The organism is Neolewinella lacunae (assembly GCF_014349155.1).
GTDB lineage: Bacteria > Bacteroidota > Bacteroidia > Chitinophagales > Saprospiraceae > Neolewinella > Neolewinella lacunae.
In genome coordinates, this window is sequence record NZ_JACSIT010000153.1 from 127,028 (window position 1) to 150,166 (window position 23,139).

General features: G+C 59.7%; 16 protein-coding genes and 1 other RNA gene. 4 read left to right on the forward strand and 13 right to left on the reverse strand.

The window, feature by feature from the left end; all coding sequences use genetic code 11:
• The first annotated feature begins 29 nt into the window (after window positions 1–29).
• From porU2 to H9S92_RS20585, 4 genes are read left to right on the forward strand one after another with little or no spacing between them, the layout of a single operon-like run.
• Window positions 30–5,003 carry a putative type IX secretion system sortase PorU2 gene (gene porU2, locus H9S92_RS20570; RefSeq protein WP_187468587.1) on the forward strand — a complete coding sequence of 1,658 codons (4,974 nt, stop codon included), beginning with the start codon at window positions 30–32 and terminating at the stop codon, window positions 5,001–5,003.
• A 34-nt stretch (window positions 5,004–5,037) separates the two neighbouring features.
• On the forward strand, window positions 5,038–5,952 hold the full coding sequence (locus H9S92_RS20575; RefSeq protein WP_187468588.1) for a glycosyltransferase family 2 protein: 915 nt from the start codon (window positions 5,038–5,040) through the stop codon (window positions 5,950–5,952).
• Window positions 5,949–6,935: a glycosyltransferase family 2 protein gene (locus H9S92_RS20580; protein ID WP_187468589.1), complete on the forward strand. Its 987-nt coding sequence runs from the start codon at window positions 5,949–5,951 to the stop codon at window positions 6,933–6,935. Before H9S92_RS20575 ends, H9S92_RS20580 begins: the two co-directional genes overlap by 4 nt.
• Window positions 6,932–7,909: a glycosyltransferase family 10 domain-containing protein gene (locus H9S92_RS20585; RefSeq protein ID WP_187468590.1), complete on the forward strand. Its 978-nt coding sequence runs from the start codon at window positions 6,932–6,934 to the stop codon at window positions 7,907–7,909. The genes H9S92_RS20580 and H9S92_RS20585 overlap by 4 nt, the downstream gene beginning before the upstream one ends.
• A gap of 68 nt (window positions 7,910–7,977) precedes the next feature.
• Here the strand turns inward: H9S92_RS20585 and H9S92_RS20590 are convergent, their stop codons facing one another.
• The 13 genes from H9S92_RS20590 to H9S92_RS20650 form a co-directional block, all read right to left on the reverse strand.
• The gene (locus H9S92_RS20590; RefSeq protein WP_187468591.1) at window positions 7,978–8,379 is read right to left on the reverse strand and encodes a DoxX family protein; all 402 of its coding nucleotides are present in this window, start codon (window positions 8,377–8,379) and stop codon (window positions 7,978–7,980) included.
• 168 nt (window positions 8,380–8,547) lie between these two features.
• Window positions 8,548–9,639, reverse strand: a complete 1,092-nt coding sequence (locus H9S92_RS20595; protein WP_187468592.1) for an acyltransferase family protein — start codon at window positions 9,637–9,639, stop codon at window positions 8,548–8,550.
• A gap of 103 nt (window positions 9,640–9,742) precedes the next feature.
• An RNA gene (gene ffs, locus H9S92_RS20600) (signal recognition particle sRNA small type) lies at window positions 9,743–9,837 on the reverse strand.
• A 356-nt stretch (window positions 9,838–10,193) separates the two neighbouring features.
• Window positions 10,194–10,913: a gluconate 2-dehydrogenase subunit 3 family protein gene (locus H9S92_RS20605; protein ID WP_187468593.1), complete on the reverse strand. Its 720-nt coding sequence runs from the start codon at window positions 10,911–10,913 to the stop codon at window positions 10,194–10,196.
• Window positions 10,913–12,634 (reverse strand): GMC family oxidoreductase, encoded by a 1,722-nt coding sequence (locus H9S92_RS20610; RefSeq protein ID WP_187468594.1) that lies wholly within the window; start codon window positions 12,632–12,634, stop codon window positions 10,913–10,915. The genes H9S92_RS20605 and H9S92_RS20610 overlap by 1 nt, the downstream gene beginning before the upstream one ends.
• Before the next feature lie 297 nt (window positions 12,635–12,931).
• Window positions 12,932–13,282 carry a gliding motility protein GldC gene (locus H9S92_RS20615; protein WP_187468595.1) on the reverse strand — a complete coding sequence of 117 codons (351 nt, stop codon included), beginning with the start codon at window positions 13,280–13,282 and terminating at the stop codon, window positions 12,932–12,934.
• 151 nt (window positions 13,283–13,433) lie between these two features.
• On the reverse strand, window positions 13,434–14,522 hold the full coding sequence (locus H9S92_RS20620; RefSeq protein WP_187468596.1) for a T9SS type A sorting domain-containing protein: 1,089 nt from the start codon (window positions 14,520–14,522) through the stop codon (window positions 13,434–13,436).
• A gap of 320 nt (window positions 14,523–14,842) precedes the next feature.
• The gene (locus H9S92_RS20625; protein ID WP_187468597.1) at window positions 14,843–15,202 is read right to left on the reverse strand and encodes an iron chaperone; all 360 of its coding nucleotides are present in this window, start codon (window positions 15,200–15,202) and stop codon (window positions 14,843–14,845) included.
• Between the two features lie 103 nt (window positions 15,203–15,305).
• A complete protein-coding gene (locus H9S92_RS20630) occupies window positions 15,306–16,724 on the reverse strand; it encodes a purine-cytosine permease family protein (protein ID WP_187468598.1) in 1,419 nt (472 codons plus the stop codon).
• 112 nt (window positions 16,725–16,836) lie between these two features.
• Window positions 16,837–17,985: an alpha-hydroxy acid oxidase gene (locus H9S92_RS20635; RefSeq protein WP_187468599.1), complete on the reverse strand. Its 1,149-nt coding sequence runs from the start codon at window positions 17,983–17,985 to the stop codon at window positions 16,837–16,839.
• Window positions 17,986–18,094: 109 nt separating this feature from the next.
• The gene (locus H9S92_RS20640) at window positions 18,095–19,486 is read right to left on the reverse strand and encodes an FGGY-family carbohydrate kinase (protein WP_187468600.1); all 1,392 of its coding nucleotides are present in this window, start codon (window positions 19,484–19,486) and stop codon (window positions 18,095–18,097) included.
• 60 nt (window positions 19,487–19,546) lie between these two features.
• Complete coding sequence (locus tag H9S92_RS20645) at window positions 19,547–20,827, reverse strand: TIM barrel protein (RefSeq protein ID WP_187468601.1); 1,281 nt, start codon at window positions 20,825–20,827, stop codon at window positions 19,547–19,549.
• Window positions 20,828–21,024: 197 nt separating this feature from the next.
• Complete coding sequence (locus H9S92_RS20650) at window positions 21,025–23,133, reverse strand: bifunctional aldolase/short-chain dehydrogenase (RefSeq protein ID WP_187468602.1); 2,109 nt, start codon at window positions 23,131–23,133, stop codon at window positions 21,025–21,027.
• Window positions 23,134–23,139: the final 6 nt, after the last annotated feature.

The following is a 23,139-nucleotide window of genomic DNA, read 5'->3' on the forward strand; positions in this document are numbered from 1 at the left end:
ACCGCAGTGCCCCGTAAACATCCCACACCATGTTCCGCGCCGTTTCCACCCTTTTGCTCGTTGCTGTTTCGTTTTTTTGCCTGGCCCAGATGCCCGGCTCCGGTGCTACCGTCCGCTACGGCAACGAATGGATTACTTACGACCAAAATTACCTCCGCGTCCTGGTGGCTGACGACGGCGTGTACCGCATTTCCGGCGCACAACTTGCCGAAGCGGGAATGTCTTTCAGCCCGGAAAATGCCGACCGCTGGCAACTCTGGAACGGTGGTGAAGCCGTACCCATTGAGGTAAACGCGGATGGCATCGTCTTCGTCGGCCGCAAAAACCGGGGGGAAATGGACCGTTTCCTGTTCACCGATCCAGCGACCATGCAGCTCAACGACCGCTACAGCATGTACTCCGATACGGCGGTTTATTACCTGGCGCTTTCGGAAGGACTGGGTGGCCCCTTTTACCAGGAGACGGCCGCCGAAAATGCGGTGCCCACCACCGAAATCACCCGGGAAACGGAACGGGTGTTCAGCGATTTCCAGAGCAAGGAATATTACCGGCAGAGCCGATCCAGCATTTACTATTCCCACTACGACGTCGCCGAAGGCTTCGGCAGCCGGAGCAGCAACGATTTGCTCTCTTCCAACGGTTCGGTGGAAAGCAGTGCCCAGTTGACCTTGCCCGCCGCTAATGGGGGCCCGGCGCTACTCGACCTCCGTTTTGGGGTCGGTTTTTCGCGCCACGAGGTGGAAATCAGCGCCGACGGGGCCGTCTTGGACAACGTCAGCGGTTTCGGCTTCGGCGTCTTCCAACGGCAGTTGGCCTTCACGCCAGCGGGTACCGCAACGAATTTGACCCTTACCGGGCGCAGTGGCCCGCAGGACAAGCCCAACCTGGCCTGGTTGCGGGTGCGCTATCCCGCCACGCCGGCCTACGATGCGGCCCTCACGCATTTTCTTCTTCCCGCCGCAACCGTCCCGCGCAGGGTTGTTTTGGGCGCGGCCGCAGGTGCCGGAAAGGTCTATTCAGCAGTGGACGCCCGGGTCAGCACCGCCGATGCCCAGGGCACTTTCCTCGTCTTGCCCACCAGTGACGAGCGCCGTTACGACCTGGTGGTGGGCAACGCCTACCGCACGGCCGCCACTAGCCCCTACCGTTTCCAGACGGCCCTGCCCGCAGGCAGCCAGACCAATTACCTGATCCTCACCAGCCGACGGCTCAACGGTCCGGCCATCGCCGAACTGGCCGCCTACCGCGCCTCTTCCGCCGGCGGAGGCTACCGCGTTCACGTGGCCGAAGTAGAAGACCTGTACGAAGAATTTGGCTACGGCATTGGCCGCCACCCGATGGCCATCCGCAACTTTCTGGCCGCCGCCCGCCGCGATCACCCCGGCCTGCAGTACCTCTTCCTCATTGGCAAAGGCCGGGAATACGACAACCTGCGTACCCCGCAGCAACTCGCTACGGCCAGCCCCACCTTCTTCCTGCCGTCCTTCGGCTGGCCCGCTTCCGATAATCTCCTTTCGGCGGATTTGGGCGATGTGGTCCCAACCCTTTCCACCGGCCGCCTCGCTGCGGTCTCCGACGGAGAGATCGCCATCTACGTCAAAAAACTGCGCGAAGTGGAAGAGCAGATTAACCTCGGCGGCCAGACCCTCGAAGACCGGGAATGGATGAAGCAGATCATGCACCTCGGCGGCGGCATCACGGCCTGGGAACAAGCCACCATCCGCGCCAACCTCTCCACCATCGGCAGTAAGATGGTGAATTCTTCCTTTGGCGGCAACGTAACCTCGTTTTTTAAGACCAGCAGCGAACCCATCGAAGACAGCCGCCAGGACGAAATTTTCTCCCGTATCAACCGCGGCCTGGCCCTGATCACTTTTTACGGCCACTCCAGTAGCCAAGGCTTCGACTTCAGCATTGACGACCCCGAAAACTACGCCAACGCCGGCCGCTACCCCTACATGCTCAGTTTCGGTTGCTACAGCGGCGATGCCTTTACCGAAGCGCGCAGTATTTCCGAACGCTTCCTGTTTTTACGCGATAAAGGAGCCATTGCCTTTGCCGCTTCCAAGGGCGTGGGCTACATCAGTTCCCTGAGTACCTGGGGCCAGAACCTCTACACCCTGATGGGCACGGAATACTACGGCCAAGGCATTGGCGACGCCATGCGGGCCAACATCGCCCACTTCAGGGATACCCGCGACGGTTCGATGGCGATCCTCACTGAGCAATTCACCCTCAGTGGAGACCCCGCCTACCGGATGCACCCCCGGCCCGGGCCCGACGTTTTGCCCGACGTAGCTTCCATCCGCTTCACTCCCGAAGTGGTGCCCGCCCAGGACGCGGCATTTTCCGTGAGCCTGCGCATCGTAAACATCGGCACCCAAACCGGGGCCGACAGCATCAACCTGCGCTTCCGCCAGCAACTGCCCAGTGGCGAAGTGCGCCCCCTGAAGACGGTGCGCATGCTCCGCCCCGCATTTGCCGAAACCCTTACCGTGGCACTGCCCAACCTGGGCCTCGACGCCGTGGGGCAAAACCGCCTGCTGGTCACGGTCGACGCCGACAACGAACTGGCCGAACTGCCCAGCCCCGCCGCCGAAAGCAACAACGAACTGGTGGGCAACAGCCAGCCGGGCGTCCCCTTCACCATCATCGCCAATTCCGCCCGCGTTGCCTATCCCCCACCCTACGCCGTCATTGGCGGCCCCATTACCCTGGTGGCTTCCAGCACCAATGCCCTGGCCCCCGAGCGCGACTACGTCTTTGAGGTGGCTACGCGCCGCGACTTCGCCAATCCCCTGGTGTCCGAAAAAATCAACAGCCGCGGCGGTGTGCTGCGCTTCCAGCCCGGCTTTACCCCCGTGGATAGTACGACTTACTACTGGCGGGTGAGCCCCGACTCCACCACTACCCAAGGCGCGGGGTTCATCTGGAGCGAAAGCTCCTTTACCTGGTTGGCCGGGCAGTTCCCCCACAAGGTCGGTTGGGCCATGGCCGACGCCGGGCAAACGATTGACGGGAAATTCAACAACGTCCGTGGCAACCCAACGGTGGAAGGCTGGCGCTTTGCCCGTACGGTACAGGACGTCAAAATTACCAACGCCGTCTACCGCAGCAATACCCTGCCCCGGCTGGAAGTTAACGGTCTGCGCTTCTCCGAACCCAATCCCTGGGCCTGGGTCGTCAGGGCTGGCCTTCAACTCATCGTCATTGACAGCACGGACTTTAACGACTGGCTCGACAACCCGGGCGGCCTGTACGGTACCCCGCCACAGGCGACGGAATACTGGGCCTTCGATACCCGCTCCCGGGAAGGTCGGCAGGGGTTGATGGACTTTCTCACCGACGGCATCGAACCTGGCAAAAACGTCCTGGTGTTCTCCGCCCAGCGGGGGACCGACATTGAATACTACAACGAAGGCTGGCTGCAGGATTCCGTGGAACTGGGAACCAGCCTCTTCCAGCTCTTCGAGGCCCAGGGGGCCACCAGGATCCGCGGCCTGACCAATCTCGGGGCCGTACCCTACTGCTTTGCCTACCAGAAAAACGTGGGGGCCCTGGGTGAGGAGATCGCCCTGAGCCAGGACGGGGAGATCACCATGCAAGTCGGCATCCTCTCCAACTGGCAGGAAGGCGATTGGTCGACGCCACCCGTCGGACCGTCCCAGAACTGGGACGAAGTCAGCCTGGAACTGGCCAACACCAGCCTGACGGATGCCGATAGCATCCGGGTTCAACTCATCGGCATTGCGCCGGATTTCCGGGAGCAGGTACTGGAAGAAACCAACCTTCAGGTTCCCGCCAGCCGCCGCGTTGTGCACAACCTGAACGGCATCATCCCGAGCCAGTATCCTTACTTGCGTATGCAGGTGTTCTTCTACGACCGCGCCCAACGCACGGTGGGCACCGTCAAACAAGTGTATTTTGAATACCTCCGTCCGGGAGATGTGGCCATCAGTCCGGCCATTGCCTTTAGCGCTGCCGATTCGCTGGAACAGGGCCAGGAATTCCAGCTCACGCTCGGGTACGAGAACGTATCCCCCACTCCACTCGATAGCTTGTTGGTGGAACTCAGCGTGTTGGACGTCAGCAACAACGAACGTACTTTTCAGGCCCGGCGCGCGCCTCTGCCGGGCAACGGACGTGGTGAAGTAAGCTTCAACCTGCCCACGACCAACGAAAACGGGCAACTTCGCTGGCAGGTCGTACTGAACCCCCGGCAGGATCAGCCGGAAGACATCGTTTTCAACAACAACCTGAACGGTTCCCTTCGGCTGGGTCGTGACGTCATCGCCCCCGAACTGCAACTCTTTTTCGACGGGCGGCGCATCGTCGAAGGAGAACTGGTGAGCAGTGAACCGGAGATCCTGATCCAATTACAGGACAACAATCGCTACCTGCTGTTGAACGACACGAGCGCCTATACCCTGGCCCTGATTTCCCCGGCGGGTGTCCGGGAACGCATCAGTTTTGCCGACCCGCGCGTTGAGTTCCGCCCGGCCACCACCGAAGCTAACCTGGCGGAGGTCTTTTTCCGGCCGACCCTGACGGAGGACGGCATCTACACCCTGACGATCAGCGGCACCGACCGCAACGGCAACGCAGCCGGCCGGCTGGAGTACCGCAAAACCTTTGAGGTGATCAACGCCCGCCGCGTGGCCAATGTGCTGACTTACCCCAATCCTTTCACTACCCAGACCCAGTTCGTGTATACCCTGACGGGCAATGCCCCGCCGGAGGTATTCCGCATCCAGATCATGACCGTTGCTGGCCGGGTGGTGCGCGACATCGACCTGATGGCCGTCGAAGACATTAAAATCGGCACCCACCGCACCAACTTCCGGTGGGACGGAACGGACGAATACGGCGACCTGCTCGCCAACGGCGTTTATCTCTACCGGGTCATCATCGGCGATCAGGACGGAACCGAGCTGGAGCACCACGATACGGGCACCGACCGATTCTTCGCCAATAAACTGGGGAAAGTCGTCATTCTGCGGTGAGCCCAGCCGCCATTGCCAAAGGCGGCCCTAACCCATGTTTAAGCCGGAAGTCACCGTCGTCATTTGTACCTACCAGCGCCCGGACCTGCTGCGGCAGTGTCTTCGGGGGCTCCGGGAACAGACCGTGGCGACAGACTACTTCAGGGTTCTGGTCGTGGACAATGCGGGGGAGGCGGCGTGTGCAGCAGTAGTGGCGGAGTTTGGGGCCAGTTACGTACGGGAACCCCAGACTGGCCTGAGTCACGCCCGTAACCGCGGCTGGCGGGAAGTCACCACCGAATGGGTTTTTTACCTCGATGATGATGGCATTCCTGCCCCGGATATGCTGGCAGCTTTCCGCGACGTTGTTTCCCGGCCCGGTATTTCTGCGGTGGGTGGCAAATTCGGGCATTACTTCCGGGAAGCGCCGCCCCGGTGGGTGTACCATTACTATTCCGGCGAGGTTTGTCCCAGTGCGGCAACCAAGCTTAGCGTCCTGGGCCCGGAAGAATACCTCTTGGGCGGTATTATGGCTTTTCGCACGTCCCTGTTGCGGGAGTTGGGAGGTTTTGACACCCAACTGGGCATGCGCGGCCGCGCCATCGGTTACGGCGAAGAGAATGAATTGCAAGACCGCATCCGGGCCAGCGGAAAGCCGATCCACTACTGCCCCCAAATACGAATGGTGCATCTCGTTGCCGCCAGCAAGTGCCGGGTCCGCCAACACCTGGCCATGGCCTACGCCCACGGTGCTTACCCGCAAAAAAGCACTGCCCCGCCGCCGGGGCTGGTCCGGGCGGGCGGGCTAATCATCCGCTCCCTGCTGGGGTCGGTGCCTTACGACCTGGCACGGGTCCTGTTCAAACCCAACTTCTACTGGCAAAACGGGGTCATCAGCAGCCTGGGTAAGGCGACTTTTACCTGGGGCCGGTACCGGGCCGGGCGGAACAGCAAAATGTCCGCCCCATGAACGTCAGCGTCATCATCCCCGCCTACAATGCCGCGCCCTTCCTGGCCCGGGCCATCGATTCGGTACTGGCGCAGGAGTATCCCGTAGCCCAGTTGATATTGGTGGACAACAACTCGGTTGATGGAACCCTGGCGATCATGCACTCCTACCAACAACGGTATCCACAGCGCATCCTGGTAGCGCAGTGCAAAAGGCAAGGAGTGAGTGCTGCCCGCAACCGGGGCCTGGCTTTGGCAACCGGTGAGTGGGTCCAGTTTTTGGACGCCGACGACACGCTCGACCCCCGGAAACTGTCTGCCCAGTTGGCCTTAGTCCAGCCCCGGACCGAATGGATCATCGGCGGCTACCGCAATGCCTATGCCGACGGCAGCACGCTGAACAATATTCCCCATCCCGACCCGTGGCGAGGGCTGGTCTTCGGCTACCGCGCGGGCTGCACCCACGCCAACCTTTTCCGGCGGCACGTGCTGACCAGCGGCATCGCCTGGGAAGAGTCCCTGCCCGATAACGAAGACCCCACCCTTTGCTTCGCCCTCCTCCGGGCGGGGGTCCGCTGGCAGGTTATCCCCGAGGTCCTCTGTACCTACCACCACCACCCCACGCCCGGCCGGCTCAGTCTTCACGATGCGGTAGGAGGCAAGGCCCGCGAGGTGGCCCTCCTGCGGGCCATCAATAGCCACCTGGCTGCCACCGCCCCCGCGTACTGGCAGGAGCACGCGGCCTATTTCCAGGCGGCCTTGCTCCGTGCCCTCCGCGTGCAGGCCACCTTCGACCTCACCGGGGCCACCGCCACCTTCCAAACCTGCTTTCCCCAAGGCTTGACGGGAATTGACTGGGCGACGCAACAATTGCTGCCGAAAGTTTTCATCCAGGCTTACCAACTCTTTGGTTTTCATCGAAGTGAGGCTATTCGCTTAACGCTATCTCAGATCTTACCCAGCCGCCTCTTGCAACGGCTCAAACCGCGCAATCCGCAGCCATGAAACCACGGGGGAGAGCAATAATCCGGGCCGCGAAACAGTGGACTAAAGACGGCCTGGCGGTGGCGAGGGGACTACAACAAGCCCAACGGTACGGCGTGGGCTACTACAATTTTTGGGATCTGGGTCCCGTGGAGCACAGCTGGTTTTACCGCTTCCTGCAACGGCCTGCCCTGGCCGCCCTGGCCAGACGCCGCAAGGTCGGTTTTTACTCCGTTTTCGGTCGGCGGAGACTCATCGGCTGGGGACGGGAACGGCGGAAAGTCTTTTTTACGGGCGAAAACCTGGCGCATTACCCCGCTTACCACGACCATGCCCTGGGGGAAGTGGAATTGGCCCTTGGTTTTGAATACCTCGACCATCCCCATTACCTGCGTTTTCCGCTGTGGATGCTGGACCAATTCGATCCCACTGCCGATTATCCCGGGCTCAAAAGCCAACTTAGCGTCTACGAGCGGGCGGGTGAAGACGTCTCGGCCAGACCGGGCTTCGCCAGCCTGGTGGCCCGGCACGACAACAACGGCATCCGGGGGGCCATCGGGGATGTAGCCGCTACCCTGGGGCCGGTCAATTATCCGGGAGCCTTCCGCTGCAACCAGGAAAAGGGCCTGGCCGAGGGCAACGCGGCAAAGCTGGCCCACCTGCGGAATTACCGCTACAATCTTTGCCCGGAAAACTCCAACGCTGCGGGCTACGTCACAGAAAAAGTCTTCCACGCCATCGCCGCCGGCTGCATCCCCGTGTACTGGGGAGCGGATAATGTCCCCGAACCCGAGGTGCTGCGCCAGGAAGCCATCCTGTTTTACGATCCCGCCCGACCGCTGGCCCTCCGGGAAGCACTTGAAGAACTGGAGCGGAAACCTGCGGCCCTGGCGGCTTTTGCCCGACAGCCGCGTTTTCAGCCCACTGCGGCCGGCTTTCTACACCAGCAATACCTGGCACTGGAGAAGCAGTTGCTCCGGGTATTGCGAGGCTGAAGAGACGGACCATCCCAGCTCGTTTCACCTTTCCTTGCACCTGCGGCAGCGCCCGGATGAACGAAAGGCTAGATTCCTGCCTTAGCTACAAACAGGCGGTGGTCGAGGCTATAGCGCCCGGGGCCGGTGAGGAGCAGCACGATGGCGGCCACGGCGTACATAAGCGGGGTCGCCATTTTGCCCCAGGGGTCGCCCGCGTGGACGATGAAGGCGGCGACCAGCATGGTGATGAGGTAAGGAATGCAGGCAATGCGCGTAAACAAGCCAAGTGCAATGGCGATGCCCGCCACAAATTCGCCAATCACGGCCAAAATCAGGCTCGCTGGCTCGCCTACCCCGATGGGGTCGGCAAAGGACAGGTCGCCCGCAAAAATCTTCAGGAGCTTCGGCAAGCCGTGGGCAAAAGCCATTTCCAGGCCAAACCACAGGCGGAGGAGGAGTAAACCAAGGTCAATGTTTCCTTTCGTCATTTTTTCAATTTTTTAAGGGGTGGCAAGGTACACCACCCCGGGCATTTTGAGGGCGGGGCCAGTCATTGGGCACAGTCCCGGGATCCGCTATCGCTCATCGGGATCACCCAAAGTTGCAAGGCATCTTGCGCGGACGCAGGTGCCGGGAAAAGACTTTCAAGCGCAAAGTCAGTCCGGCCGATAGCGGTCTTTCAGCCGTAAGAAAGGCCGTTCAACGGCGTAAAAACTCCCCACCGCCGCCAGGTAGGTGAACAGAAAACCCCAGGGCGGCCCCTGCCACCAGTAGTGTACCGTACCCGTCCCGGTCGTGATAAAAATGCCGTGCCAGAGGTAAGTCCCGTAGCTGATGCGGCCCAGAAAAGGCAGCGGGCCCCAGGCCAGCAGGCGCACCAGAATAGCTCCCTGCCGGGCGTGGATGCCGAGCAGCCAGAGGAGGACGCCGCAGGCTTGTAACAGTGGACCCAGCCCGTAATTCAACGGGAGCAGCGCGGGCAAAAGATAAACTGCCAAGCCCCAAAGCGGCCAGGCGGGATGCGCCACCCAGCCCTGCTTCCAGCGTTCAAAGTGCAGGGCACCGTAGCAGCCCACCAGGCAGTAGAGTCCGGCGGGCAGCAAAAAATGCCGCAGGTCAAACAAATCGTGCAGGGCAAAACCGGCCAGGTTATAGGCCTCCCCATCGTGGGTAAAGGCGATGGCGGGCAGCGGCAGCCAGTACAGCGCATTGGCCAGCACCAGCCCGATCACGGTAAACAGCAGCAAGCAGCGCGCGAGACGGGCTGGAGTGTAGGCCCGCACGGCCAAGGGGTAAAGCAGGTAGAATTGTTCTTCCAGCGCCAGCGACCACAAGTGATTGGTGTACCCCGAGCCGAAGGCATAGGGCAGATAGTTGTAGAGGTACAAGAAGGCCGCCAAAAATGCCAGCGCGGGTACCTCAAACACACCGGTGCTGACCAGGACCAGCAAAACCAGCAAATACAGCAGGTAGGCCGGCACCAGGCGCAGCACCCGACGCATGAGGAAACGCCCGAAGGCCACCGTACCCGTAGCCGCCTTCTCCCGCAAAAGAATGTGGCCAATCAGGTAGCCACTGAGGACGAAAAAGACCCGCACGCCCACGTCGTGGCTGGCGGTAAGGAGGTAAAAGTTGAGCGCAGCGCCCGTAAGGCAGGCCTGGGGGAGCCCGGAATGCCCCACCAGAACAAAAAAGACGGCCAGGGCCCGCACCCCATCGAATCCGGCAATCTTTGGCAAGTGCGGCATGGGCGGAGCGGGTTAGGGCGGCGGCAGGAGCGAGCGAAAATCCACGCCATTTGGGCGGCGTGGCACAGTGGTCCGGGCGGCCATTACGAGCCGGGTGGGCATAAAAAAAAGGCAAGCATACCGGTCGCTCAACTCCCTACCCTTGCTGCGTTTCCGCCCTGGGGGGATTCAGGAGGAGCTGACCGTATGCTGCCCGGCGCAAAGGTAGGTTACCGGTGTGTTAACTGGTTAACCTTTCGCTCGCTTTTTTCCGTTGGGAAAAGTTTTATCCGCAGTGGAAGCAGGCCCCACTAGCCGTAGACTGTCGAATTAGCTAGGCTGCAACCGTATTCACTTGGCCCGTTCGTTGGAGGGCTCAACCTCAGATCAACCGGGGGAGGCTCAAGCGCTTAATAGGTCGAGACCCTCTGGGCTTAGGAGAATACGCCACGGTGCTTAGCTGGATCGACCCAAAGGTTCTCAACCTAGGCTGGATCGACCCAGAGGGTATCAACCTAAGTTGGAACGACCCAGAGGGTATCAACCTAAGTTGGATCGACCCAGAGGGTCTCAACCTAGCCGTTGTTGAGCAGATTCTTGTTTTCGTCCCAGGCGGCGATCTCTTCGCGGCGGTCCTGGTTGACGTAGAGCGGCAGGTACTTCGGGTCGTAGGCCAGACCGTGTTTGTCGAGGACTTCCTGGGGGACGCCATCCCAAACGTTGGGCTGATTCCCCTGGTAGCCTAAGACTTTCATCATGCCGGCTTTGGAGGTGAAGTAGCAGGTCAGGGTCAGGAAGCGCAGGTGCTCGAAGAAGCGGGAGCCAAACTCCATTGGGGTACCCTTGGCTTCGAGGGGATAGGCGATGTCGTCAACGATGTTGATTTGCTCGGCGGGCAGGATCTCGGCGAAGGGTTTGCCAAAGCGGCGTTGGCTTTCGGAATTGATCCAGGCGACACCACCGCGCAGACGGGTCTGGTGCTGGTCGGGCTGGTCAAGGGCCATGAATTCCAGGAATTCGCGCAGTCCCGTTTCGGTGGCCTTAGGGTCACCGGGTTCGCCGGGGGCGATGATGTCTCCCAGGATGCCGAGGGTATCGAGCTCGGCTTCGGTAAAGAAGCTTTCGTTGGCGATGCGTTTATCGTGGGCAATCTCGTGAGGTAGCCGCAGTCCGTAGCCCTGGGGTTCGGCTTTGAGGTCGGCAGTCTTGAGGTCGGCCGGGGAATCACAGCCGGCTACGAGGGTAGCGCCGAGGGTACCGGTGAGGAGTGTTTTGAGCGTTTTACGACGATCCATCAGATGTTCATTTTCTGGCGTTCGGAAAGGATGTGATCGGCCGCCCGCCAGGCGAGGGCCATGATGGTCCAGGTCGGGTTTTTATCGGCCTGAGAGGTAAACGAGGCGGCGTCGGTGACGTAGACGTTGGGAACCTCGTGAAGGCGGCTGTTGCGGTCGCAGACGCCCTGTTTGGGGTCATCGTGCATGCGGGCAGTGCCTACCTCGTGGATGATGGCTCCCGGGGCCAGCAGGCCGTGGTCGGATTCGTAGCTAGGGATTTCGGGCTCAAAAAGTTCTCCGCCCATGGCCGTGAGGATTTCCCGGATGGAAACGTGCATGTGCTTGGCCTGGAGGCGTTCGTGGTCGGTCCATTTGTAGTGGAAACGGAGCGTGGGGATGCCCCATTCGTCGACCTTGCCGGGGTTGATCTCGCAGTAGTTGTCGTAGAGGGCAACGCTTTCGCCGCGGCCGGACATGCCTACTACGGCACCGTACATCTGTTTTACTTCCTTGAGCATGGGGTTGCCGTAGCCCCCTACTTTGTAGCCCAGCATTTCCTGGACGCGGGTAAGCTGGCCGCCGAAGCCGTAGCTGGGCATACCGAGTCCACCCCACACTTCGAGGTGGTAGCCGCGGGGGAAGTCGAGTTTTTTGTTGTTGCCCCACCAGGGAGCGTAGACGTGCATGCCGCCAACGCCGTCTTCGTTGTAGAGCTCGCGGTCGAGCAAGGAAGGAATCAGTGCGCTCGTGCCGGTGCCGGTACTGTCGTGGAGGTAGCGACCGAGGGTACCGGATCCGTTGCCGAGGCCAGCCGTCATGCCGGGGGCTTTGGAGTTAAAGAGGAGGCGGGCCGTTTCGCAGGCGCTGGCGGCCAGGACGATGACTTTACCCTTCACCTGGTACTCGCGGCGGTCATCTTTAGAGATGTAGCTGATGGCGGTGGCTTTGCCGCTGGCGTCGGTGATGACCTCACGGGCCATGCAGTTGGTGAAGAGGTCGATTTGCCCCTTGCCCTTCATGGCTGGGAAGATTAGGCAGGTGCCAGCGCTGAAGTCGGCGTACACCGAGCAGGCCCGGCTGCACTGCCCGCAGTAGAAGCATACGCCGCGGTCTTCGTTGATCTTCTTGGTGACCATGGAGAGGCGACCGGGGATCATGGGAATGCCCACTTTTTTGCCCGCCTCGGTGGTGTATAACTCGTGCAGGCGGGGTTTGGGCGGCGGGAGGAAGAAGCTGTCGGGGTCGTTGGGCAGGTTCTCGTTGGTGCCGAAGACACCGACGAGCTTATCCACCTTATCGTAGTAAGGGGCAATGTCTTCGTAGCGGATCGGCCAGTTTTCGCCGAGGCCGTCGATGTCTTTGCGGTGAAAATCGTCGGGCCCAAAGCGCAGGCTGATCCGCCCCCAGTGGTTGGTGCGGCCACCCAGCATACGGGTGCGCCACCACTGGAATTCGGTGTCGCCCACGGTATCGTAGGGCTCGCCGGGAATCTGCCAGCCGCTCAACCCCGCGTGAAAATCCCCGAAGGACCGCAAGGTTCCCGCGCCGCGCCGGGGGCTCTCCCAGGTGCCGCGCAGCTGCGTGCGCATGTTTTTGTCGGCGGGGTCGAAGTAGGGCCCCGCCTCAATGATGGCGATGTTGAGGCCAGCGTCGGCCAATACTTTTGCGGTCATTCCGCCGCCCGCACCGGAGCCCACGATCACCGCGTCGTACTCCTTGCTGCTTTCTTTGATTTGCACGTATCAAGCTAATTTGCGGGCAATATAGCGATAGGATGGGACCTGCGGTTCTTTTTTTACCACTAAGAACACTTGGCCTGTTTCGGGGACCTGCGGTCCTTTTTTTACCACTAAGAACACTGAGCGCACTTAGAACACTAAGTTTTCTTACCGCCGGATTCACGGCAGAGCATCTCTAGCATTTGATATGGTAAGGTACTCTTAGTGACTCTTAGTGCCTCTTCGTGCCCTTAGTGGTTCAAAAAAAGACCGAAGGTCTAAACCAAACATTCGCCGCGCAGCGGCTCAACCAATTCCCTACTGCTTCGGGATGGCGCCGGTGGCCTGGCCGAAGTAAAAAACGAACTGCTGCATGTCGTTGGCCAACTCCTGGTTGCCAGTGGCGCGGTAGTAGGTTTCGGCCAGGCCACGCAGGGTCTGGTACATAAAGCGGTCCATCTCCACCACCTGCATTTCCTTGGTCCACAGGTCAATTTTCATCGTTTCCTTGCTCTGTTCGTTGAACAGGGAGAGCAACATGCCCTTACAACCCTCGGCGGGCCCGGGCTTATCGCTGGCTTTCCAGTGGAGTTCCACCGGCATCTGCTCGGCGTTGAGGCCTACGTTAACGGTGATGGTGCTGCGCTTTTTGACGATTTCCTTGGCCATGGGGATATTTTCGGCGAAGGTAGGGCTTTTGCCGACTTTTGGGGTCCAATCGGGCGCTGGCGCAGGTGCCAAAGAAGGGAATAAGGAGCAAAGAAAGGGCAACCCCCGGCCTGGAGAGTTGCCCTTTCTCAATCTGTTTAATCAGGTGTGACTAGCGCTGCACCTCGAACTTGCGGTGAATTGCCTTCCCAGCCAGATTAAAGCTGGCGAGGTAGAGCCCCGTGGGGAGATCAATGGTATTGAGCTCCAGTTTCTGCGCGCCGGCGGAGAGGTTCATTCGCTGGCTGCGGAGTTGCTGCCCGGCGAAGTTGGTGATTACGATGTCTACCTGCGTCGGGTTTTCCAGGAAAATCTCCAGGTTGGCGGCTTGGGCACTGGGGGCGGGGTTAGGGAATACTTGCCCCATAAACACGCCGTCTACGAGTGCTTGCTGGAGTTGGGCCTGGACGACTTCGGAATAGGTGAAGGTCTGGTCATAATCCATCTGCTTGAGCCGGTAGAAGTAGGTAGCACCGGGCATCACACTTTGGTCCATAAAGGAGTAGGTCTGCTCAGCTTCCTGTTCTCCTGCGCCAGTGACCCAGCCGACCTGCCGCCATTCCGTACCGTCGGTGGACCGCTCTACGGCAAAGCCTTCATTGTCCACTTCGTTGCTGGTTGCCCAGTCGAGCTGGATGTCCTTTTCCTTGGCCTCGGCGGTGAAGGCCAGCAGCGTTACGGGCAATAAGGTCTGACCGGTGGGGCAGCGGTAAAGCGTGACCATTCCACTGGTATAGGTGGCGTCGGCGGCATTTGGGTTGTCGTCAAAATCCTCGAATAGTTGCCACAATACAGTTCCACTGGCATTAGTAGGGAAGACCAAGTCCTCCGCAACCAGATCAATGAATTCATCAAATGGTAAATCCGTGCAGGGCCCCACATCATTTTGAAGTGAAGGAGTGAAGACCACCCCCTCAAGAGCTGAATTTTCCACCAGCAAGAGGGCTTCAATACAAAATGATCCACCAACCGTGTTGAAATTGTAATTGGCAAACTCAACAGCCACAATATCGCCCGCCTGGCTGAAAGTTAGCACGCCAGTTTGGTTATCGCCGTCGTCAATGCCATCGATAGATTGGCGGCCAGCCATATTCAGGGTGACCAGTTCCGGCGCAGAGCCGTCCGAGCAGGGTTGGGCCTGGAGCACCGCAGTGGCTGCCAGCCCGCCAAAAAACAGGGTAAAAAGTAAACGTACAATCATGTGAAAAAAATTGGGGAATGAGAAAATGTATTACCGAGTGGCTTTCGCTTAATAGTAGAAAACGGACCAATCCGCGTCGCAAAAACGAAAGCGCTTCTGTAAGGTAACCGATTCCTTTCTTGATCTACGGAAGCGGGTACACATATATTTTTTCAATCTTTGAAGAGGGCGCCTTCCCTCCGCCCTCCTTTACCCGGCGCAGGGCGTCCAGCAAGGTGCAAACCGCACCAGGGGTAGCAAAGCGAGTACTGCCCTCCCCTACTGGTTTCCCGCAATAATTGGCGTCGGCCAGCACGGCGACCCACGTAATTCCCCCCCCTTCAAATCTTTCCCGTCACCTCCGCCACGCGGAACAGCACCATTTCCCGGATCAAATCCAGCGGCAATGGTTCAGTGTAGGGAAACTGGATGGAACCTTTTCCGGTCACGTATTTTTTCAGTTCTTCCTGAAAAGCCAAATTCCCGGTCGGCAGTGCATAAAAGCCGATGTGCCGCTGGTGCGCAGCGAAATAGACCAGAATTTTTCCCTGCCGAAACGCAGGCATATGGTAACTGATTACCTCTTTAGCTTCCGGTGCGGCGGCGCGGATGGTGTTGCGGATTTGCGTCAAGCGCTCCCCAATTTCCGCCGGAAATTCGGAGATGTAGCCATCGATGGTGGTGTGTTTGGTTTCTTTCATGGTGGTGTTGGGCTTCAGCCCGACCATTTTTTGGGCGCGGCCGCAGGTGCCCGGGTAAGTTGGATGAGCAAAGTTAACCATCCCCAAAATAAGCCACCCTCCCCTACGCAGCAAGCGGCTTTTGCCACCGCCGACTAAACACCAAATACAACACCCCGCAGAGCAACCAGGCGGGCAAGGTGAAAAAGGAAAGGAACACGTCAAATTGCCAAGACAGCGCGTAGAACAAACCAAAACTGATGGCCCACGCCCACAGTACCGCCGGATTGAAGCTAATACCCGCCCACTCCGCGTAATTTTTGCGGATCCCCGCCCGCCGGTAAAAGAAATGCTCAAAAACGATGATGGCGCCCACCGGCGCCAGGATGAAGCCATACAGTGCCACAAAACCTAAGAGTTTCATTGCGAAGGCCGGGAAAAGACCAGCCACCGTTGCCACCGTCCCCGCAATAATCGTCACCCAGAACGTAGATACTTTAGGCAGCAAGGTCTGGAAGGCAAGTCCGGCGCGGTAGATCGTCGGGTTAGCCGTCGTCCAGCCCGCCAGCACCACCGCGATGATGCCGAAAAACCCGATGGCGTTGTAGGCCAGCGGACCGGGAGCGACGTCGGGGGCCTTGCCTCCGGCCAGGATGGCTTGGGCTTCGGGAGATTGCAGATAAACGGCGTAAAGCAGCGCTGCAGCAATCCAGGCCATATAGTGCCCCACGTACATGCCCGCCGCAGTAGTCCACCCCGCACTCGCCCGCTTTGCGAAGCGGAATACCGAAAGGTCAGACATGCCCACGTGCATCGCCGCGTTGGCAAACCAGGACCAAATCAGGACGTGCCAAAAAGTGTATTTGATCTGTCCCGGAAAAGGCGCACTCCCCTCCCCCCAGATGTTCCAGAAATCGCGCAGGCTCCCCACGCCCAGCTGGCCCAGGGCCACAAAGCCGCAGGCCAGAAAGGCCAGTACGATGATGGGAGACATCCAGTTAGCCGCCCGTGAAACCGTATCGTAGCCCCGCGCGGCAATCAGGGCAATAACCGCCCCCACGGCAATGACGATCCCAATAAAAAGTGGCCCGTTCGGCAGGGTATCATCCAGCGCCGGCATTTCCATGCCGAAGGGAACCCCTACCGCCGTAGCGGATACCGTAATCATGGAACCGGCCAGAAAACAAAAGAGCACGCCATTGGCTACGTTGTAGAATTTAACCAGGGATTTACCGCTGATTTTTTCCAACTGAAAATAAAGGGTAAGACGGTTTTTCACCGCAATTTCGGCGGTCAGGAAGCGCCAGCTCAGCACCGCCAAAAGGTTCCCCAGCAGTAGCCCGATGATGAGGTCAAATGCACTCACTCCAGCGGTCAAAAAAAGGGGCCCGATCATAAATTCTGTTCCCGCCGCGTGCTCACCTGCGTACATGCCCAGGAAGCTCCCCCACCCCTTCCAGCGGGAGGCTGGCACGGGCTCTCGTTCAAACTCCCCGCCCGCGAGGTTCTCCAAATACTGTTCTTCCTGAATATTCTGTAGCATGATGCGATACTGATTTTAATTATTTTCTGGGCGCGGCCGCAGGTGCGCGCTCCCGGACCAGGAGCAAGGGAAGTCCATTAAACCGCGTATTTCTCCTTTCCATCCTGAACTTTCAACGCACCAGATGCTGGGGCAAATCCGTCACCCGTTCGCAGCAAAGTTGTTCCATTACCTGCTGGAGTTGCCGCTTGAGCATGGCGATGGTATGGTTGCCGCCGGCTTCACCCAGCGCCGCCGTGCCGTACATGAAGGTCCGGCCCATCCAGGTAAAGGCGGCTCCGCTGGCGATGGACCGGGCGATGTCGGGCCCCGTCCGCAGGCCACTGTCGTGCATCACCACCAGTTGCTCGCCGTACTGCTGGGCGATGCGGCGCAGGGGGTGAATACTGGCCTCTCCGGCGTCGAGCTGGCGGCCACCGTGGTTGCTCACGATGATGCCATCCAGGCCCAGACGAACGGCCTCGGCCGCATCCGCTACGTTGGCCACGCCTTTCAGCACGATTTTGCCCTTCCAGCGTTCCCGGATGCGTTCCACCTTTTCGGCGTTCATGCGGCCGCTGAAGGTCTGGTCCATAAACTTGCCCAGCTGCTGCATATCGAGTCCCTTAGGCATATAGGGCTTGAGGTTGGCGAACTCCGGTTGTCCGTTCGCCAGGGTCCGCAATGCCCAGTTGGGCCGACCAAAAATCTGCACAAAATTGCGTACCGACATTTTCGGCGGCATGGCCAGGCCATTGCGAATGTCGCGGGGCCGGAAGCCAAAGGAGGGTACGTCGCACAGCAGCACCAGTACCGGAACGCCGGCGTTGTGGGCCCGCTTGAGCAGGTCGTCCGTCAGCGCATTATCCGTCGGGTGGTAGAGCTGAAACCACGCTTTGCCATCGGTGATTTTGCCAACGGTCTCAATATCCCCCGTAGCCACGGTACTCAGGCAGAAGGGGATGTTGTGGCGCACGGAGGCGCGGGCCAGGATTTCAGTGGCATTGGGCCAGACCAGTCCTTGCAATCCAATCGGGGAAATGCCCACCGGCGCAGCGTATTCCACCCCGAAAAGCGTGGTCTTTAAATCCGCCCCGTTGAAGTTTCGCAGGTAATGGGGTATGAGCTGTACTTCGCGCAAGTCGGCGGTGTTGCGGTGCAGGTTGATGTCTTCGTTGCACCCGCCATCGAGATACTCAAACGCAAAACGGGGAATCCGCCGCCGGGCGCGCTCGCGCAGGTCTTCAACGGAAGGATATTGGCTATTAAAATCAGTCAGCATGGCGAAAGACAATTTTTTTGGAGAAGGGGGACGAAAATACGGGTACCTGCCCCGCCAACACAAACCCACCCCGGCGCTCAGTCAGGCCGCCGGGAAGCGCCGCGAATTGTCAGCCCGATTGCCGGTCCAGCTCCCCGACGATGAAGGGCTTGTGCTTACGCAGTCCATAAGTTTGCTTCAGGAATTTGGAATTCAACCTGGTATCAGCAATACAAAGGGCCGCCCCCAGGGCCGAACCCAGAGACGCATCGGTAGTGCGCAAATCCAAATCACGGAAGTGATGGGAGAGCAGCTTGACGTAAACGTCGTTGTCACTGAATCCACCGTCGATGAACAACTTCACCGCAGGCGTACCCCCCAGCGCACTCCGGATGCTTTGCGCCTGAAGGTCCAGCAACTCCATCATCAACTGGTGGTAGGCCTCCGGATAAGTCAGGCCAGCCAGGTTGGTCATCCCGGGCCCCTCGTACCCGGTAATCTCCCGGAAGTGAAAGCGCCGGCGGAAGTCCTTCATCAGCCGCTGGTATATGCCGAAATCGAAGCGGATGCTTTTGTGGAAGTCATCCGCGACCCCGTAGTGCTTAGCCAACAGGCCCGTTTGCAGCTTGTATTCCTGCCCGAGAAAAAGGCGGGCAGCTTTAACGGGCTTGCCATTGATGCGCAGGTAATTGATGCAGCCATTGGCCAGGTCTTCCGGAGTCAATGGCCGTTTAGTGAAAGGATTGAGGGCGACGCTCCAGGTACCGGTGGAGACCAAAACAAAGGGTTTCCGTTCACTGCGAATGTAGGGTAAGAGGGCCGCTGAGCTATCGTGAATGCCTACCCCGATTTTTATCCGCCGACCGTTGTAGTTCATGTTGATGCTCGTTTCCGTCGATACAATGGCGGGGAGGACGCGGTGCAGGCCTTCGGCGTAGACCCAGCGGTGGTAGTCTTTTGCTGCATAGTCCCACAGCGCAGTATGGCAACCAATGCTGGTGTATTCACTGAGGGGTATGCCGGTAAAAACGTAGCTGAGGTACTGCGGCAGGTGCAGCGCATAACGCAGGCGCGCGAAAACTTCGGGCCGGGCGTATTTGAGCCAGTAGAGTTGCATACCCGCATTGAGCCGGCCGGCGTTGGTGGACCCGGTTGCCACGGCAAAAGACTCCTCCGGCCCGTACTTCGCGTAAAAATCGGCAATCAGCGCCGGGTCGAGCGGCTTGTGGTAATTGTAAAGGGGCGTCAGGACTTTGCCTTCATCATCCAGGTACACCAGGCTGGCCCCGTAGCTGGAAAAGTTGATGGCGCGCACGTCATAGGCCTCCGCCTCCAGAATGCGGTGAAAAACTTCGCGCAGCCAACTTTGCAGGGCGGGCAGGTCTTCGGTGGGGTAGCCATCTTCATCGACGATCTCCGGAAAACTGACGTACTCCCGGTGGACTTCGCGGAAGTAGCGGTCGAAAAGGAAAAATTTCTTGTTGGTCTTTCCGATGTCGAATACGGCGGTAACTTTTTGCATGGCATGGAACCTGGGGGAGGAATAAGGGAAAAGTGCCGGAAGGCCGGGAACTGGCGGCAGCTACAAGCCTGAGGCCACGCTGTGTTTACCACGCGCGGCCACCAAGCCCTGGCGGATGCCGAGACTCCGGTAGGCCGCCAGGGGATCGAGCGCCCCACCCAGCTGCAGGCGCGCCCGTTGGACCAGGGGCCGGACGTCGGTACGGTAAGCGCCCTGGAGGATTTCCTGACACAGAACGACGTCGTGGGCGTCTTGGGCGGCGGCCAGCGCGGCCTGGTCTACCAGCAAAGCCTTCGCGTAAGCTTCCTGGATGGCTTCGAGGCTTTGGATGAGGTCTTCCAGGGGGTCTTTGACGTTGTGGCTGGCGTCGATCATCCAGGCGGGGTAAGGGTTTTGGGGGTTGTTGCGCATGCCGTACACCAGTTCGTTGAAGATCAGGAAAAGGGCGTAGGGTTTAATGCTCCCCACTGTAAGATCGTCGTCTCCGTACTTGCTGTCGTTGAAGTGAAAACCGCCGAGTTTCCCTTTGAGCATGAGCGTGGAGACGATCTGTTCGATATTGCAATTGGGGAGGTGGTGGCCCAGGTCAACGAGCGTATAGGCCCGTTCTCCGCAGGCGTTGGCCAGCATAAAGGACGTTCCCCAGTCCTGGATGACGGTGCTGTAAAAGTTGGGCTCGTAAGGTTTGTACTCGATGAAGAGCGACCAATCCTTTGGCATTCCGGCGTAGATCTGCCGTAGGCTGTCTTCCGTATTCTGGAGGGCCCGCTGGAAGCTCCGCTGGCCCGGGAAGCTGGTACCGTCGGCCAACCAGACGGTCAGGCTTTTGGATCCGAGCTGATCACCGATGCGGACTACCTCGAGGTTGTGGGCGATGGCCTGGGCGCGGGCAGCTTCATCCGTACTGCACAATGAACCGTGCCGGTAGCTGAGGTCCTGACCTGCCTGGTCTTGAAAAGTGTTGGAATTGACGGCGTCGAAGACCAGCCCGTGGGCCTGGGCAAGTTGGCGGATGGAAGCATAGTCAGTGGGAATATCCCAGGGAATGTGCAGCGAGATGGCGCCAGCCGTTTGGGTGAGGGCATGGAGGATTCCAACGTCGGCCATCTTCTGCTCCAGGTTGGCGGGCTCGCCGTGAAAGGAAAAGCGCCCGAAGCGGGTGCCACCCGCCCCCAGGGCCCAACTGGGGATAGCAACCTGGAAATCGGCCAGGGCCTTGACGATGCCCTCCACGTCCGTCCCGTCTTCCCCCAGTTGGGCGGCCAGGAAGTCAAAACGGGCGGCGTGGCGGCTCAGGCCCGCCTGGTTGCTGGTATGAATTTGGTCTTTATTCAATTGCATGGTCGCTAAAATTTGTTCTCCGGAAACGGCAGCGGCCGGAGATAAAAACCGGGGGGGTATTTGCCGTGGGGCGCCCACGGTCCGCCGCACGGAGGGGAAGGACTTACTCTGCTGCTTAGTCCTTTCCCGGGCACCTGCGGCCGCGCCCGAAAAAATATGCCCGGCAAAACCGGGCCCTAACGTTACAAAAAATGGTCTTATCGAACGAAGGCGTTGGCCATCCCACCGTCTACGTTGATGATGTTTCCGGTGGTTTTGGTCAGCACGGCCACGCAGGCGAACACGCCATCGGCGATGTCCTCAGGCCGGATGATTTCGTTGAGCAGGTTGCGTTTGGCGTAGTGCGCGGGCAGGTCTTCGACGTTGATGCCGTAGGCTTTGGCGCGGCCCTCGGCCCAGGCACCCTCCCAGATTTTGGAGCCGATGATGACGCCGTCGGGGTTGACGGTGTTGACGCGGATGCCGTCGGGGCCCAGCTCAGCGGCCAGCAGGCGGGCCATGTGCTGCTGGGCGGCTTTGGCCGTGCCGTAGCCTACATTGTTGGGCCCGGAAACCAGGCCGTTTTTGCTGGCGATGGAGATAAAATCTCCGCCTTTCCCCTGCGCGCGCATGATGGCAACACTCTGCTGGGCGAGCGCGAACTGCCCTTTTACGAGGACATTCTGGAGGAGGTCCCAGTCGCGCTCTGAGTGCTCTTCGAGCGGCTTGGAAATGGCCAGGCCGGCGCTGTGGACGACAATATCCACCCCTCCGAATGCAAGGCAGGCTTTGGCCAGCGCCGCGGCGATGGATTCCGCGTTGGTGACGTCGCACACGGCGTAGGTGGACTGGTCCTTTTTATAAGTGGCGTTGGCTTCCTGCAAGCGCTCTTCGGCGATGTCGGATAAGACCACGACGGCACCTTCTTCCACCAGTTTATCGGCGATGGCCTTACCGATGCCGCCGCCCGCGCCGGTGACGAAAGCGACCTTGCGGGAGAGTGGTTTTTCCTTTGGCATGCGCTGCAACTTGGCCTCTTCGAGGAGCCAGTATTCGATGTCGAAAGCCTCCTGCCGGGGCAGGCTGGTGTATTCCGTGATGGCTTCCGCGCCCCGCATCACGTTAATGGCATTGATGTAAAATTCGCTGGCTACGCGCGTGGTCTGCTTGTCTTTGGCAAAACTGAACATGCCTACCCCGGGGTAGATAATGATGACCGGGTTGGGGTCGCGCACGGCCGGGCTGTTGGGCCGCTTGTGGGCGTCGTAGTAGGCCTGGTATTCAGCGCGGTAGTTGGCGAAGGCGGGGCGGAGTTTTTCCAGCACTGCAGGGGTGTCGCTCAGGTCTTCCCCGGGGTCCAACTCCAGTACGAGGGGCTGAATTTTGGTACGCAGGAAGTGATCGGGGCAGGAGGTACCCAGGGGGGCAAGCCGGGCCAGATCGTGGCTGTTGATGAATTGCAACACCGTATCGGTATCGGTAAAGTGGCCGACCTGCCGGGCTTCGGAGCTAGCCAGGCCGCGTAACAGGGGCATGAGGCGGGCGGCGCGTTCCAGGCGGGCGGTGGCGGGGAGGCTGGCAACTTTCTGGCCGCCAAATACACGCTCTCCCTGTTTTTTTACGCGCTGGGCAATGTATTCGGAGGCCATCTCAATTACCTCCAGGCTGTTGAGGTAACATTCGTAGGAGGTATCGCCCCAGGTAAAGAGGCCATGGCTGCCCAGGACGATGCCGCGGATGCCGGGGTTTTCGGCCAGGCATTTTTCGAGCTGCAGGCCGAGGTCGAAGCCCGGCCGCTGCCAGGGGACCCAGCCCATGGTGTCGCCCCAGATTTCGTGGGTAATGCGTTGGCTGTCTTTGGCGGCCGCCACCGCGATGAGGGCATCGGGGTGGAGGTGATCGATGTGCTTAAAGGGCAGCAGGCCGTGCAAGGGGGTATCAATCGAAGGAGCCTTGGAATCCAGGTCGTATATACAATGGTTAAAAAGGCCCACCATGCGGTCTTCATCGGCCAGGCCGCCGTAGACTTTTTTCAGATCGCGGAGCCGACCAGTGTAAAGGCCGGCAATACCAGCACGGGTGAGGGTGCCGATGTCTCCGCCCGAGCCCTTCACCCACATTACTTCCACCTCCGCGCCGGTCAGCGGATCCTGCTCGGTGGTCTTGCAACTGGTGTTGCCGCCGCCGTAGTTGGTAATGCGCAAATCCGCCCCAAGGATATTGGAACGGTAGAGAAAAAGGGCGACCTGGTCGTTGCCGAGGGCGGTGGCCTTGGCTTCGTCCCATAGGTAATCCACGTGCTTGAAGCGGGTAACGGGGGTAGTCATAATGAG

Coding starts and splice junctions, on each gene's coding strand:
- H9S92_RS20630 (WP_187468598.1), bottom strand. CDS start 16,724: ATGCTACAGAATATTCAGGAAGAACAGTATTTGGAGAACCTCGCGGGC.
- H9S92_RS20590 (WP_187468591.1), bottom strand. CDS start 8,379: ATGACGAAAGGAAACATTGACCTTGGTTTACTCCTCCTCCGCCTGTGG.
- H9S92_RS20645 (WP_187468601.1), bottom strand. CDS start 20,827: ATGCAATTGAATAAAGACCAAATTCATACCAGCAACCAGGCGGGCCTG.
- H9S92_RS20580 (WP_187468589.1), top strand. CDS start 5,949: ATGAACGTCAGCGTCATCATCCCCGCCTACAATGCCGCGCCCTTCCTG.
- H9S92_RS20650 (WP_187468602.1), bottom strand. CDS start 23,133: ATGACTACCCCCGTTACCCGCTTCAAGCACGTGGATTACCTATGGGAC.
- H9S92_RS20605 (WP_187468593.1), bottom strand. CDS start 10,913: ATGGATCGTCGTAAAACGCTCAAAACACTCCTCACCGGTACCCTCGGC.
- H9S92_RS20615 (WP_187468595.1), bottom strand. CDS start 13,282: ATGGCCAAGGAAATCGTCAAAAAGCGCAGCACCATCACCGTTAACGTA.
- H9S92_RS20620 (WP_187468596.1), bottom strand. CDS start 14,522: ATGATTGTACGTTTACTTTTTACCCTGTTTTTTGGCGGGCTGGCAGCC.
- H9S92_RS20635 (WP_187468599.1), bottom strand. CDS start 17,985: ATGCTGACTGATTTTAATAGCCAATATCCTTCCGTTGAAGACCTGCGC.
- H9S92_RS20640 (WP_187468600.1), bottom strand. CDS start 19,486: ATGCAAAAAGTTACCGCCGTATTCGACATCGGAAAGACCAACAAGAAA.
- porU2 (WP_187468587.1), top strand. CDS start 30: ATGTTCCGCGCCGTTTCCACCCTTTTGCTCGTTGCTGTTTCGTTTTTT.
- H9S92_RS20625 (WP_187468597.1), bottom strand. CDS start 15,202: ATGAAAGAAACCAAACACACCACCATCGATGGCTACATCTCCGAATTT.
- H9S92_RS20595 (WP_187468592.1), bottom strand. CDS start 9,639: ATGCCGCACTTGCCAAAGATTGCCGGATTCGATGGGGTGCGGGCCCTG.
- H9S92_RS20575 (WP_187468588.1), top strand. CDS start 5,038: ATGTTTAAGCCGGAAGTCACCGTCGTCATTTGTACCTACCAGCGCCCG.
- H9S92_RS20585 (WP_187468590.1), top strand. CDS start 6,932: ATGAAACCACGGGGGAGAGCAATAATCCGGGCCGCGAAACAGTGGACT.